This window comes from Klebsiella sp. K-Nf6 (assembly GCF_002806655.1).
Lineage (GTDB): Bacteria > Pseudomonadota > Gammaproteobacteria > Enterobacterales > Enterobacteriaceae > Klebsiella > Klebsiella variicola.
Window position 1 is genome coordinate 417471 of the sequence record NZ_PIBN01000001.1, and the last position, 14348, is coordinate 431818.

Sequence of the window (14348 nt, forward strand, 5' to 3'; positions counted from 1 at the left end):
CGGTTCAACCAACCCGGGACAGACTATGGACAAAGACACAGTAGTGACGCTGTTGAAATATAAGCGCTGGATTGACCTTGCCACCTTACAGGCGATCCGCGCGATTGACGGTACGGTATATGGCGAGAAACGTCACCTGACCATCAGGCTGATGAACCATATCCATGTCGTTGACATGATTTTCCGGGCGAACCTGCGCGGCAGGCCGCACGGTTACACCGCGCTGAATACCCCCGAGACGCCAACCGTTGATGAGCTGGAAACGGCCATGACCGCCTGTACGGACGAATACATTCAGTATGTCAGCGCCATGACCCCCGCTGATTTCCACGAACGTATCGCCTTCAAATTTGTCGACGGCGGTGACGGCAATATGACCGCGATGGAGATGCTGAACCACATGCTCTTTCACGGCGCCTATCACCGCGGGGCGGTGGGCTGGATGATTGGCGAATGCGGCGGCGTGCCGCCGAAAGAGGTGCTGACGGTTTTCCTACGCGACCATCATTCCTGAGTCTCGTCATGTGATGTCCCTCTGCGCAAGTGGCGTAGGGGAACGGCTTCATGGCGAATGACGCAGTCCTGCCCGTCGCCATGACGTCTTGCTAATCACTCCCGGAGGATGCTTCCGCGGCTAATTCGAATCGTGCCGGGTATGATAAAGGCTGCAGAGGTAATGCGTCAGGCTCGTCCAGTCTCCCCAGAGGAATGAGCCCGTCAACGTAACCATGAGCCTGATAGAAAATGGCCAGCGAGGGATCAGCCGGGTCCGTTAGCGCGGCTGTCCGCCCCGGGATAGTCCCTCAGGATGTCGATAATCACTCGCAGCGCACTGGACACATTGCGGTGCGGATAATAGATATGAAACCCCGGGAAGGTATGACTGTAATTCTCCAGAACCGGTATCAGCCGACCGCTTGCCAGTTCGTCCTGCATCAGATCCGCCGCTTCATAGGCCAGCCCCACGCCCAGCGTCGCGGCTTTAATGACGGTGCCGGCATCGCTGAATACCCACCCTCCGGCGGGATTATGTCGGTACAACCGATCGCCATCATGCAGCTCCCATCCCCACGGTGAACCATCCGACATGCGATAGCCAATGCAGGGATACTTTTCGAGTTCGCGGGGATGCGTGGGGGTCCCATGCTGGCGGAGGAAATCGGGGCTACCGACAACCCGCATCGGCACATCGGCGCCAATACGCACGGAGACCATATCCTCGTTGACCATACTGCCATAGCGGACCCCGGCATCGTATCGCTCCTTCACAATGTCCACAAAGGTATTATTTTCAATGAGTTCCAGTGCAATATCCGGGTAAGCATCGCGTAACGACTGCAATCGCGGTAGCAACAGTTGTTCGATAGCCTGCCTGCTACCGTTAATGCGCACGGTTCCGGCAGGTTTCTCCCTGAGCTGATTCAGTAGTATCCAGCCATTCTCCAGCTGACCGAAACCCTGATCGAGCGAACGCAACAGTTTTTCCCCGGCCGGGGTGAGCGCGACCTTGCGGGTACTTCTTACCAGTAACTGCAGATTAATACTTTTCTCCAGCATGGTAATGCTGCGGCTGATGCTCGACTGGGCGAGGCCCAGTCTGGCCGCGGCGCGGGTAAATCCCCCCTCTTTCGCCACATGATAAAAAAGATAGAGATGGTGTAGATCCTCACGACGAAAAATATCCACCCTGGCTCCTGTGTCTGGTCGGTCTCAATGGTTTTATTTATAACATGGATGCATTAATGAAGTGCGGTTTTACCCGCTAATCAGAACAGCTTTAGTTCTCTACTATAAGCGCCTTCAACACTCACACAGAGCGGGACATCCTGGTCTGCACTTCACACCCTTCAGGAGTATTTATGGCTGCTTTTTCTCATCGAACGCGACATACGGGATTGATCCTTGGGATGGCGATGCTGTTTGGCTCAAATGCCGCCTTTGCAGACCTGACGCTGCCCATGAAAGGCGACGCAGATGTTAAGCTCATTCAGACCTGGGATAAAACCTTCCCGCTGAGCCGCGCCGTCGACCATCAAAAAGTCACGTTTAAAAACCGCTACGGCATTACCCTTGTCGCCGACGTCTATGTGCCGAAAAAGCGCCCGGCCGGTAAGCTTCCTGCCCTGGCGGTCAGTGGGGCATTCGGTGCCGTTAAGGAGCAGTCATCCGGTCTCTATGCTCAGGAAATGGCCCAGCGTGGTTTTGTCACCCTGGCTTTTGACCCTTCCTATACCGGCGAGAGCAGCGGCGAGCCGCGTAATATCGCCTCTCCCGATATCAACACGGAAGATATCATGGCAGCCGTCGACTATCTGGGTCTGCTGGATATCGTTGATCGGCATCGCATTGGCCTGCTGGGCGTCTGCGGCTACGGCGGGCTGAACCTCAGCGCGGCAGCCATGGATAAACGTATCAAGGCCGTCGCCACCTCGGTGATGTATGATATGTCGCGCCTGTGGGGTAAAGGCTTCCAGGATAGCTATACCCCGGAACAGCGTAGCAAAGTACTGGAAAACATGAGCCTGCAGCGCTGGAAAGACGCCGAGAATGGCGTGCCTGCTTATGAGAGCCACAATGTCAGCTTTGATAAAGCGGGTAACGTAGTCCGGGATAAAACTATCCTGCCAGCAACGCTGAAAGCAGATGCCGATCCCATTACTCGTGAGTTCTTCGATTATTATCGCACCCAGCGTGGGTATAACCCGCGGTCGGTTAACTCCGCCGGAGCATGGTCAGTGACAACCCCGATGCCGTTTATGAATTTCGCGCAGCTGGATCATATTAAGGAAATCTCGCCACGGCCAGTGCTGATTATTACCGGTGAGAAAGCGCATTCGCGTTACTTTGCGGAAACCGCCTACCAGGAAGCGGCTCAACCCAAAGAGCTGGTCATTGTTCCGGGTGCGAACCACGTGGACTTATATGACAATCAAAGCGGGAAAATTCCGTTTGATAAACTGGACCGCTTCTTTAAAGCCAGCATGAAATAATTTTAAATTGACCTCCATTTTAATCTCTGCGCCGGGACTAACCCGGCGCACAGGAGTCAATATGCCTAATTTTGGTTTTTATAATCCAACCCGTATTGAATTCGCTGCCGATAAAGAAGGTAGCGACGCCTGTCGTAAACGTTAAGGTGTAATAAACCCCATTATGAATCTCAGAAATCATTCAGCTTATGCTGATGAAAAACGCCCTTCCTCCAACTGGACGGGAGTATTTGCTATCACACTCTGCGTATTTACGCTAATCGCTTCAGAATTTATGCCGGTGAGTCTGCTCTCCCCCATCGCTCTGGATTTGGGGATCACCGAAGGCACCGCGGGTCAGGGAATGACGATCTCGGGAATATTTGCGGTCTTAACCAGCCTGCTTATTCGCAAGCTGGCTGGAAAAATGAACCGCAAATATCTGCTGTTACTGCTGACCGCGTTGATGGGGATTTCTGCTTTAATCGTGGCAATGGCGCCGAATTTTAGTATCTACATGCTGGGGCGCGCACTGATTGGGGTGGTCATTGGCGGCTTCTGGTCAATGTCTGTCGCCACGGCGGTCAGGCTGGTCCATATTAGTCAGGTTCCGCGCGCTCTGGCCGTTTTTAATGGCGGCAATGCGCTTGCCACCGTCGTGGCTGCACCGCTTGGCAGCTATCTGGCGTCAGTCACCAGCTGGCGCGGTGCCTTTCTGAGCCTGGTGCCCATCGCGGTGGTGACCTTTATCTGGCAGTGGATAAGCCTTCCCTCAATGAAAGCGGGATCGCATCAGGCCGCCAGCGGTTCAGGTCTGGGAAGACTGCTGGGCGATCGTTCCGTGGCGATCGGCATGGGCGCGGCCGGTATTTTTTTCATGGGGCAGTTTACCTTATTCACCTATATTCGGCCGTACCTCGAACTGATCGCTCAGGTCGATGCCAGGACCATCTCGCTAATATTATTAGCAATCGGTATTTCCGGACTGGCGGGAACCACGGCTATTGGGCTGGTGATTAAAAACCAGCTCTATAAAACGTTAATGATTATTCCGCTACTGATGGCCCTGATTGCGTTGCTGCTGATCCCGCTGGCGACAAACATTGTCGCGGTATCGATTCTGCTGGCCCTGTGGGGCGTACTCTCCACGGCAGCGCCGGTGGGTTGGTGGAGTTGGGTCGCCCATGCCACCAAAGCGGATACCGAATCAGGCGGGGGACTGATGGTCGCGACAGTGCAGTTTTCCATTGCCATTGGCTCAACGGTCGGCGGTATTTTATTTGATCATCTGGGCTATGAGAGCACCTTTTGCCTGAGCGCCGGGATGCTGGTCGTGGCCGCGCTGATGGCGATCCAGACGGCGCGATGCTCTGCTGGCTGAGTCATGCTGTTGATAGTGAGCGACGTGAGCTGGCGCTGCTCCTGCTAACGTTGGCGCCCGCTCGGCAGACCTGGATAGCCAGGCCAGGATGCCTCTGGCCTGGCGTTATCCACGGCTCAGGAAGTACATTGATGGTACCCTTCATTGGCCCATTGATGAATGCCATCGGGTCCTTTTGGTGTAGAAGGTTTAGGACAAGCCACTGAAGTATAAGCGCTTCCCGCCCTTCCTTTTGTTATTGTCTGGCGTGAATTCGCCCCTACGCCATCCATACACCCTGTACGGCAATCATTCGCATCAAACCACATCACGGTAACGGCAAAGCCACAATGATTAATCCAGAAGTCAGCCAATGAATTCGACGTCGAGTCACGGGTAAGGCAATTATCGGCCGGAGGATAGGATTTAACTGACGAAGAAACCGATGACTGCCCCTGCGAAGACGCCGTTCTCAGGGCGGCGTTTTGGGGTGTGGCGACGGTCGAGACTGAACCGCCAGCCGCGCTTTGAGTTGTGGTTTGAGATCGCGAACCTGATGAACTGTGGGATAATTGAGTCACCGGTTGTTTATTCGCGACGCTGGCGACCGTATTATATCCCGTTTGCGGATCGCTGGTACCGCCGAGAGTAAATACGTCATAAAGCATGGCAATCGGCAAGGTCGCGACATACCATGTCGCGACACCATAATGGCCTTTATCAATCTCCTTTCCGGTTTCGTTTAGTGCTTTTTGCGTTGTGCAGGATATTAACGCGGGGAATAAAGTCACGATGGCTATCACACGAAAGAAAAACATATTAACCACTCCCATCCAGCAGGAATTAGATATACGGACTGACCGCTCAGGGAGCGATTAAATCCTTCATTCGTTTTATGAGGATTATAATGGCGGCAATAACAGACTCACTCATTCATATGAATGAGTGGATGAAATAAATCAGCCGTGAATCGCGCGGAGGATCAGCAGAAGTTCAGCCTGATGACGAGTATGGGTTTTCCGGTACAGGGCGCTGAGGTGGGTTCTGATCGTGGCGATGGATACGCCCAGATGTAAGGCGCATTCATCCGGCGTCATGCCCCGCACCAGCAGCTCCGCCACCGCATTCTCGGCGGGCTTAACGTTAAACAGCTCCATCAAGGCGCTGCCGGTGAGAAACGGCTCGGGAATAATCACGCAGGCGACCCCGGCAAGACGGGCCGCCGGGATCACGAGGATCGGTTTCGGCTGACGCCCGGCGGTATAGCACAGCCCTGCCTTCGGCGGCTCTGCCGTCCGGGTGGCCTGCTCGATGGCGCGTTTGAGTTTTTTACTGTCGGTATTGAGGCACAGCGTATCGCCCCCGCTATACCAGGAGAGGCGGGCGTTGGCGCGCAGGTAGCGTTCGGCATGCGCGCTGGCGTAGAGAATTTTACCGCCATGATCCACCAGCCATACCGGGTAGATCCCGTTGTCCATCACCGCGCTCTGGTATTTTATGGTGTCCCGCAGCTGTTCAAACCGGGCGTGAAGCTGGCAGGCGGTTTTTAACGCCGGGATCAGGCGCCTGAACAGTTCAAACTGCACCGGCTGCGGATAAGCCGCCGTATTGGCCGTCATCAGTGACAGATAGGTGGCATAGCCATTGATGGTGCACAGCTTGACGCTGGTGAGATTATTCAGGTCGTTGGGGTGATGAAATTCATTGTAATAGACGCTGCCGGCAATAAACTTATCGCCCAAATACTCGCGGTCCCGATATATTTGCCCGACCGGTAACGCGGTCAATATTTTTTCGGCGGGATCGATAGCCAGAAATACATCGCGATAGGCGGTAAAGACCTTCTCCTCAAGCAGGAATGAATCGGTCAACAGATGCGCATTGCCTTTGTCGTAAAACAGAAATGCCGCGTACTGATGGCCGGTCAGTAACGCCAGTTTCTGCAACGCCGATTTCCACAAATCAGGATCCAGGGTGGCCATCAGCACCGTTTCCAGGATCTCGATGTAAATCAGTTCCGGATCAATCGCCATAACGACACCTGTGAGTCACTGTTTCCGCGGCCGGAGCGGCGCATGTGGCCGCCCTAATCAGCATAGTTCCGCCAGCGAAACAATGACAGTCCCGGTTCGCTAAGCAAACCGGGAAGCATGACGCCAATGCGCTATCAAGGGGGTTCAGGATTCGCTGTTGCGGGTTTGGAAAGCGCTCCCGTTCCGGCATAGCGTCCGCCAGACCATCAGGGCGCACAGCAGGGTGACGACCGCCAGCACGCTAAACAGTAGCGTATAAGCAGAGTCATAGCTCTCGCGCAGTGCCCGGAGGGAAAAGTCAGGCAAAAGCGCAGCCGCCTGCGGCATATTGCCGGCCCCCAGCCAGCCTGCGGCGCGGTCAATCACCTCAGGCGCATACCCGTGAACGCGACTCTGCAGCGTCAGGGTATTGCTTGCCGTTAATACCGCGGAGACTATCGCCAGGGCGATTCCCTCTCCGGCAACACGAACGGTGTTGAACAGGCCTGCCGCCATACCGGCTTTCGCCACCGGCACAGCGGAAATCGCCAGGCCGTCCATCAGCCCCCAGGGAAGCGCTGCCCCCGTCCCACAGAGGATCAGCGACAGCACCAGCCGCGGGAGGTGCTGGCTGTGAAAAGCCTCTCCCAGCAACAGCAACCCGACGGAGGCCATCATCAGTCCTCCCGTGGACACCATCCCGGGCGAAAACCAGCGGGTGAGCAGGGCTGCAACGGAAGGAAAAACCAGCATCGGCGTGGTTAACGCCATCAGATACAGCGCGCTCTGCGACTCACTCATCCCTTCTCCGCCCATAAAATGCAGTGGAACAATAATCAGCAGGACAACGTAGCAACAGCAGGTGGCGACAGGCAGCAACAGTACGCCGACAAAACGCGGATGGCGTAGCAGGGAGATGTCCAGCACCGGGTTGTTCACCCTCTGGCAGCGCACGACAAACGCCACGAACAGTCCCGCCGACGCGATGAACAAGGTCAACGTCGGCAGCGATAAAAAACCACAGGCAGGAATGACCATGAGCGATGAGGTAAACAACATCAGGGCCAGCGTAAACAGGGTTAAGCCGAGGTTGTCGGGTGTCCGCGGCTCGCTTTTTTCTGCCGCGGGCAGATACGCCAGTCCGATAAGCAGCACCCCTGCCGAAAGCAGCGCAAACAGGGCGTATACGCCGCGCCAGCCCACCGCGTCGGTCATGAAGCCGATCAGCAGCGGGCCAAACGCCAGGCCGGCGCCGAACACCGTGCCCAGGATGCTGAATGCCCGGGTCCGCTGAGCGCCGTCATACAGCTGGGCCAGCGCCGCACTGCCGCTGGCTAAAATCATCGCCGCGGCCAGGCCTTGCAGTGACCTCAGCATGCCTGACAGCAAGAGATCGTGTGTCAGGCAAAACAGCAGGCTGCTCAGGCAAAACAGCGCGGCGCCGGCAATGAAAATGCGTTTTCTGTCGATGGCATCCGCCGTCACGCCTGCGGCCAGCAAAAAGCTGCCGAAGGTCAACATAAAGCCATTGGTCAGCCACGACAGCGCAGCGGGAGAGCCGCCCAGCGACTGCTGTATCGCGGGGGTGGTCATGACGCCGCCGGTAAAACTTAACGGCAGCAGCATGGCCGCCATAAAGACAGAAAGCGCGGCCAGGGCGCTGGCGTATCGGGAAGGTGTTCTGGCGGTACGTGACATCTGGCGGCCCTCATAAGGTGACAAGGAAGGAATAAATAAACTGCCGCCATCCTATTGCGGATGTTATTGCCGATAAATAGACTGAAAATATCTTCTTAAGAGACATAAGGTTTATAATCGATGGACAGCCTCACCTCGCTGACGTCCTTTGTCCGCACCGCCGAAACGCTAAGCTTTGTTCAGGCCGCCAGGTTGCTGGGCATTTCAGCCTCGGCGGTGGGTAAGAATGTCGCCCGGCTTGAGCATAAACTGGGGGTCCGGCTGTTCAACCGCAACACCAGAAATGTCAGCCTGACGGCGGAGGGGGCCGCGTTTCTGTCCCGCTGCCAGAGTATCCTTGAGCAGATCCAGGAGGCCGAGTCAGAGCTGACGAGCAGTCTCTCACAGCCCACCGGCAAACTGAGGATTTCACTGCCCGTCATCGGCTACCGCCTGCTGCTCCCCGCCCTCACCGCCTTTACCCGTCTTTATCCGCAGGTTGAACTGGATCTCGACTTTAGTGACCGGCTGGTCAATCTGATCGATGAAGGATTTGATGTCGCTATCCGCAGCGGTGAATTAGCGGACTCCCGCTTGATCGCCAGAAAGCTGGGAGGCTTTCGTTTTGTGCTCTGCGCCAGTCCGGCCTATCTGACGGAATACGGCGTCCCCGGCTCGCCAGCGGAATTGGCGGCGCACAAGTGCATTTTTTTCCGCTTCCCCGCGACGGGGCTGATCCAGCCCTGGGAACTGCGCGGTATGCGGCTGACGGGAGATTTCAGGGCAGCTGCCGTTATGACGGTCAATAACATTGAGGCCGCCATTCGCTTAAGCGCGGCGGGAATGGGCATCGCTTATGTGCCTGATTTTGTCGTGCGCGAGGCCATCAATGAGGGACAACTGCAGGAGGTGTTGCCCGGCTGTTGCGTCAAGGATGGGCATTTCTCCGTCCTGTGGCCAGCCAGCCGCTACCTGTCACCGAGAATACGCTGTTTTATCGATTTTATGGCTGCGGCAGAGATACCTTTGTCACCCGCATCGGCAACCCCTACTCCTTGAAAAGCCCAGCGCCGGATATCCTGCCGCGCGGCCAGCGAAAGCCGGCGGCAGGTGCGCATCATCAATCATCCGTCAGTACAATGCGCCCAATGACTCGGTACTTTTGCGCATCAAAGAGGTAAAACCAAACCGCGATGGCGGCGCCAAAGCAGAAGCAGGCCAACACGATCCACGGAATGGCATGATAAAAGGAGGAGCTGGCGGCAGCACCCGCGGCAAACGCCATATTTTTGAATAACAGGTAGACGATATAGATCATCCCCATCCCCCCAAGCAACGGCGCAACGCCTGTTTTAAACCAGTGTCCTTTACCAATATTTTCTTTATTGCCATGGAAGTAAACGATCACCGCAAAGGCGCAGAGCGCCTGGACAATCATAATGCCCATCGTACCCAACAGCGCCAGCAGGGTGTAAATATCCGCGTAAGGATCTTTACCGGTGATAAAGAACAGCAACACAATCAGCGTGGCGATAACGGTCTGCACCGTAGAGGCAACATGGGGTGAGCCGTGGCGCGAGTGTGAACGACCCAACGTGCGCCCGGCAAACGGAAACAGATTTTCCCGCCCGAGCGCATAGAGATAGCGCGCCGCGCAGTTATGAAACGCCATCCCGCAGGCAAAAGAGCCAGTGATCACCAGCAGCTTAAACACCCCGACCGCCCACTCCCCCAGATACTGGCGTGCCGGACCGTAGAAAATCTCTCCTGCGCGGTTAGGATCCTGCGCAAGGGCAATAGCCCGCTCAGGTCCCGTTCCGGCAATCGCCATCCACGAAATGAACACGTAGAACACGCCGATACCAATCACGCCCAGCAGGGTGGCCAGGGGAATGATTTTTTTCGGGTTCTTCGACTCTTCACCGTACATTGCCGATGACTCAAAGCCCACCCATGACCAGAAGGCGAAGAATAATCCAATTCCGGCACTGGCGCCGACCACCCCTTTCGCCGGGGTAAAGGCGTTCAGTGGGTTGATCGACTCGGGGACAAAACCCTGTGGCCCTCCGCCATGGATCAGCACCGCCATCGCGACGGCGGTGAGGATCAAAATTTCCAGTACCAGGCACAGGCCGAGCACCCGGGAAGTGAGCGAAATATCGAAATAGCTCAGCACTCCGGTGGTCATTAGCATGGCGAAGGCGAAGATGAGCCAGGGGATATGTACGCTGAAGACCGTATTGATTAAATCCTCGCAGAAAAAGGCGAAGATGCCGACCAGCGCGGCCTCAAAGACAATGTAGGTCATGGTCACCGTCACTCCTGACGCCATGCCAACGATCCGCCCCAGGCCGTGCGAAATGAAGCCATAAAATGCGCCAGTAGCGGTAATATACTTGGCCATCTGCGCATAGCCGATGGCAAACAGGGCAAGGATAAGGGTGGCGACCATAAACCCCGCGGGCGCAAACTGACCATTACCACTGCCCACCGCGATCGGCACATTGCCCAGCATCGCAGTGATCGGTGCCGCCGTGGCGATAGTCATAAACAGCACCCCGCCAAGGCCTACCGCATTTGGCCGCAGCCGCTGCACAACATGTTTTTCCGCCGCTGGCGCGGGATTGGCAAGAATTTCATTGCTCATGATGAACGCTCCGTTCAGTTCAGGCACGCGGCGGATTCAGGCAGGATCTGCCCACCGTCAACAATTAGCGACTGGCCGGTGATGTAGCCAGCCTGACGGGAGGCGAAGAACAGCGCTGCCGCGGCAATATCTTCCACCGTTCCGAGGCGTTTGAGCGGCACGGCGCTGGCCATCCCGGCGATATAGTCCTCGCCCATATCCCTCAGTCCTTCCGTGACGATATTCCCCGGCAGGACGGCATTGACGGTAATGTTGTCGCCGGCCAGTTCCAGCGCCGCGCTACGCATAAAACCCAGCTGGGCCGCTTTGCTGGCGGCATAGTGAGCCCAGCCCGGATAGCCCGTTACGGGGCCGGTGATCGAAGAGGTGAGGATGATGCGGCCATACTCTGCCCGTTTAAGCCATGGCAGCGCCGCCTGGACAGTTAAAAAAGTCCCTTTGCTGTTGATCGCCTGCACCTCATCCCACTGCTGTTCGCTCATGTCTGCCAGCGGCGCCGAAGGAAAAATTCCCGCGTTGCAGCAGACAATATCCAGCCCCCCCCACTGCTGTGCGGCTTCTGCCACACAGGCTTTTACCTCTTCGGCATGACTGACGTTGCAGGTCAGGCCGCGTAGCGTTAGTCCCTGCTCCGCCGCCTGGCCGATCGCGCTATCGATACGCGATGGTGTGCGGGCGGTAATAGTCACCTTCGCCCCGGCGCGGGCAAAGCCGAGTGCAATGCCAAGACCGATCCCACTACTCCCGCCGGTCACCAGCACATGTTTGTTCATAAAATCTGACATCATTTATCCCCGTCTGTGAAAGTTCTGCGATCCCATCCGTTTGGCCTGGCCGTGCAGCGATCTCCGTCGCTGGCAGGAAAAGAATAATCACGTAAATGTTGAACATTCAACATTTTAATGTGATATTTCAGCATAAAAATAATGCGCTATGATTGGGCACAAAACTGGTGCAGGGAGAAGATTAATTTATCAATATATATTAATAAATTAATAATTAATTTCACGCTTTTATTACGCCTGAATGAGAAAAACACACATTATACGTTCTGTTATGGTGCAACCGGCTGACCCCAGCCAACGAAATCAAACTAACTTACTATTATTAAAGCAATAAATAAACAAAAAGCATGATTGAAGCACAACAGGAAACAAAAAAACCCTCACACATCTTGCAAATCCCGAAACTACAACATAAATATGTGTCAAGTGTGTCATTTAAAATTGAGGACAGCATGTTTAACGACGAGTATTTAACAACACTTACCCTGAAGCTGCGGCCGCTCCTGCCCCGCTGGGGCCTCAGCGAAGGCGCAGAGATTGGCCTGCTGACGGTTTCAGAAAATGCCACGTTTCTGGTCAGCGATAAGATGACGCAGAGAAAGATCGTGCTGCGAGTGCATCGCCCAAACTACAGCTCAGCGGTGGAGATCCATTCTGAGCTGATGTGGCTAAACGCCCTGCATGCCCGGGGAGATATCAACATCGCCGTACCGCTTGTACTGGATGATGGGACCTGTATCGCCAGCCTCATCGACGGCGAAACGGTCACCCACGTCGTGGGATTCACCTTTGTTGCGGGCAGCGAACCTGATACCGGTAGCCATCTCACCGGCTGGTACCATGCCCTGGGACGGGTTGCGGGAGAACTGCACAGGCACAGCGAAGGCTGGGTAAAACCCGAGGGTTTTCATCGCAAGGTGTGGAACACCGAGACGATTATCGGACGTCATGCCTGGTGGGGGGACTGGCGGAAGATGACGCAACTGAGCGCCGACGATATTACGCTGCTGGAGGCGGTGGAGGCCACAGTGGTCGCCAGACTGGAAGCGTACGGACAGGACGCCGACCGCTATGGGCTGGTGCACTGCGACATGCGGCTGGCCAACCTGCTGGTGAATGAGAATTCGCTGACGGTGATTGATTTTGACGACTGCGGCATCTGCTGGTTTGGCTGGGATTTTGCCTCCGCCGTCAGTTTTATTGAAGACGACCCGGCCCTTGTGGACTACCGCGCTGCGTGGCTTGCGGGCTACCGTAGCGTCCGTCCCTTCAGCCAGCAGGACGAAGTGATGCTTCCGGTGCTAGTGATGCTGCGCCGCTTACAGCTGACGGCCTGGCTGGCCAGCCATAGTGAGACAGCCACCGCCCGTCGCTACAGCCCGCAATGGGGCGCCATCACCGTACGCCTGGCCCAGGCGTTTCTCCTCCAGGCGTCACCGCTTAGCGCTACCGTTAACTGCAAGGAACCTGCTGATGAACAATAAAACCCCCATTCTTCAACTGAACCGTTTTGACGCGCTGACCGGCGTGGCCGACGAAAACCTGAGCCGACAGATTGCCCGTCGCCACGCCACCCAGGGGACCGGTTCGGTGCTGTTTTATCCACAACCGATCGTCATGGCGTCGGCCTCCGGAGCCTGGATGGAGGACTCCGCCGGCAACCGTTATCTGGATATGTATAACAACGTGCCGGGCGTGGGGCATTGTCATCCGCATATCACCCAGGCGATGGTGCGCCAGGCCGGGTTACTGAACACCAACACCCGCTATCTGTTCCCGGTACTGGAGCAGTACGCGGACGGCCTGCTGGCGACGTTCCCCGCCGGGCTGTCGAATGTGATATTTACCTGCACCGGCAGCGAGAGCAACGACATCGCCCTGCGGATGGCCCGCTTTATCAGTGGTCGGCAGGGGATCATCGTCACCGAGAGTGCCTATCACGGCAATACAACGGCGGTGATGGAGGTCTCTCCCTCCGGGCACAAAGAGACCCTCCTGCCCCCGTGGGTGCATACCATTCCCGCCCCTGACCTGCGCAGGCTGTCAGCGGGCCAGACGCTGTCTGACCTCTTCGCCGCCGACGTTGAGCGCGCCATGGACGCGCTGGATGAGCGAGGCTACGGCTGCGCGGCGCTACTGGTGGATACCATTTTTTCCAGCGACGGCGTTTTCGCCGATCCGCCCGGATTTCTGGCCCAGGCGGTAGCCCGTGTACAGGCCCGGGGCGGACTGTTTATCGCCGATGAAGTCCAGCCGGGCTTTGGTCGGACAGGCTCTCATTTCTGGGGCTTCCAGCGTCACAGTGTGCAACCGGATATCGTCACGCTCGGCAAGCCAATGGGGAACGGTTTTCCCATGGCCGCGGTCATCACGCGCCCGGCTATTCTGCAGGCGTTCAGCGAAAAGACCGAGTACTTCAACACCTTTGGCGGTAACCCGGTGGCTGCCGCCGTGGGCCTCGCGGTACTGGAGGTGATTGAGCAGGAGGCCCTGATGACCAACGCCCAGCGCAACGGGGACTATCTGCGTGCCGGACTACTCCAGCTGGCCCAGGATTTCCCGGCCATCGCCGACATTCGCGGCGCCGGGCTGTTCAACGCCATCGAGTTTGCCCGGCCAGACAGCGGAGAGCCGGATCCGCAGCTGACGAGTCGCGTTATCTATCACCTGAAGCTTGAGGGCGTGCTGATTGGCGCGGCCGGTCGCTTTGGCAACAGCCTGAAGATCCGTCCGCCGCTGTGCTTCAGTCGCGATGATGCAGATTTCTTCCTCGAACGGCTGGCGAAAGTAATGGGCCGCCTGAACGGATAGTCTAACCGACAGGGCAAACATCCAGTTTGTTTGCCCTCGGCGTGCAGGTATATTAACGGCATCAGCGACTTCAGGGAGAGTAACCAG

The 14348-nt window shown here is 56.4% G+C and carries 11 protein-coding genes and 2 pseudogenes; 6 read left to right on the forward strand and 7 right to left on the reverse strand.

From position 1 onward, the window contains the following. Nucleotides 1-25 precede the first annotated feature (25 nt). Nucleotides 26-514, forward strand: a complete 489-nt coding sequence (locus tag CWM61_RS02080; protein ID WP_040152537.1) for a DinB family protein — start codon at nucleotides 26-28, stop codon at nucleotides 512-514. A 245-nt stretch (nucleotides 515-759) separates the two neighbouring features. Here CWM61_RS02080 and CWM61_RS02085 read toward each other — a convergent pair whose 3' ends face one another. Then, nucleotides 760-1686 carry a LysR family transcriptional regulator gene (locus CWM61_RS02085; protein ID WP_100630602.1) on the reverse strand — a complete coding sequence of 309 codons (927 nt, stop codon included), beginning with the start codon at nucleotides 1684-1686 and terminating at the stop codon, nucleotides 760-762. A gap of 272 nt (nucleotides 1687-1958) precedes the next feature. On the opposite strand from CWM61_RS02085, the gene CWM61_RS02090 reads away from it, so the two are divergent. Together CWM61_RS02090 and CWM61_RS02095 are read left to right on the forward strand one after the other, a co-directional pair. Next, entirely contained in the window at nucleotides 1959-2990 is a 1032-nt protein-coding gene (locus CWM61_RS02090; RefSeq protein ID WP_407028634.1) for an alpha/beta hydrolase, read from the forward strand. Between the two features lie 163 nt (nucleotides 2991-3153). Then, entirely contained in the window at nucleotides 3154-4350 is a 1197-nt protein-coding gene (locus tag CWM61_RS02095; protein ID WP_100630603.1) for an MFS transporter, read from the forward strand. A 116-nt stretch (nucleotides 4351-4466) separates the two neighbouring features. Here CWM61_RS02095 and CWM61_RS28740 read toward each other — a convergent pair whose 3' ends face one another. The 4 genes and pseudogenes from CWM61_RS28740 to CWM61_RS02105 all read right to left on the reverse strand — a co-directional run bounded on the left by CWM61_RS28740 (nucleotide 4467) and on the right by CWM61_RS02105 (nucleotide 8039). Then, nucleotides 4467-5147 (reverse strand): hypothetical protein, encoded by a 681-nt coding sequence (locus CWM61_RS28740; RefSeq protein ID WP_133122263.1) that lies wholly within the window; start codon nucleotides 5145-5147, stop codon nucleotides 4467-4469. A gap of 164 nt (nucleotides 5148-5311) precedes the next feature. Next, nucleotides 5312-5567: pseudogene (locus tag CWM61_RS29765) on the reverse strand (transcriptional regulator). A 681-nt stretch (nucleotides 5568-6248) separates the two neighbouring features. Further along, nucleotides 6249-6362 (reverse strand): annotated as a pseudogene (locus CWM61_RS29770) (LuxR family transcriptional regulator); the annotation flags it as partial. A gap of 144 nt (nucleotides 6363-6506) precedes the next feature. Next, a complete protein-coding gene (locus CWM61_RS02105; RefSeq protein ID WP_100630604.1) occupies nucleotides 6507-8039 on the reverse strand; it encodes an MFS transporter in 1533 nt (510 codons plus the stop codon). Between the two features lie 120 nt (nucleotides 8040-8159). Here CWM61_RS02105 and CWM61_RS02110 point away from each other — a divergent pair, with 120 nt between their 5' ends. Next, the gene (locus CWM61_RS02110) at nucleotides 8160-9077 is read left to right on the forward strand and encodes a LysR family transcriptional regulator (RefSeq protein ID WP_100630605.1); all 918 of its coding nucleotides are present in this window, start codon (nucleotides 8160-8162) and stop codon (nucleotides 9075-9077) included. Between the two features lie 61 nt (nucleotides 9078-9138). Here the strand turns inward: CWM61_RS02110 and CWM61_RS02115 are convergent, their stop codons facing one another. Together CWM61_RS02115 and CWM61_RS02120 are read right to left on the reverse strand one after the other, a co-directional pair. Continuing rightward, a complete protein-coding gene (locus tag CWM61_RS02115) occupies nucleotides 9139-10665 on the reverse strand; it encodes an APC family permease (protein WP_100630606.1) in 1527 nt (508 codons plus the stop codon). A gap of 14 nt (nucleotides 10666-10679) precedes the next feature. Next, complete coding sequence (locus tag CWM61_RS02120; RefSeq protein WP_004898667.1) at nucleotides 10680-11450, reverse strand: SDR family oxidoreductase; 771 nt, start codon at nucleotides 11448-11450, stop codon at nucleotides 10680-10682. A gap of 452 nt (nucleotides 11451-11902) precedes the next feature. On the opposite strand from CWM61_RS02120, the gene CWM61_RS02125 reads away from it, so the two are divergent. Both CWM61_RS02125 and CWM61_RS02130 read left to right on the forward strand, forming a co-directional pair. Then, nucleotides 11903-12934, forward strand: a complete 1032-nt coding sequence (locus tag CWM61_RS02125; protein ID WP_100630607.1) for a phosphotransferase enzyme family protein — start codon at nucleotides 11903-11905, stop codon at nucleotides 12932-12934. After that, the gene (locus CWM61_RS02130; protein WP_100630608.1) at nucleotides 12924-14261 is read left to right on the forward strand and encodes an aspartate aminotransferase family protein; all 1338 of its coding nucleotides are present in this window, start codon (nucleotides 12924-12926) and stop codon (nucleotides 14259-14261) included. The genes CWM61_RS02125 and CWM61_RS02130 overlap by 11 nt, the downstream gene beginning before the upstream one ends. The last annotated feature ends 87 nt before the right edge of the window (nucleotides 14262-14348 follow it).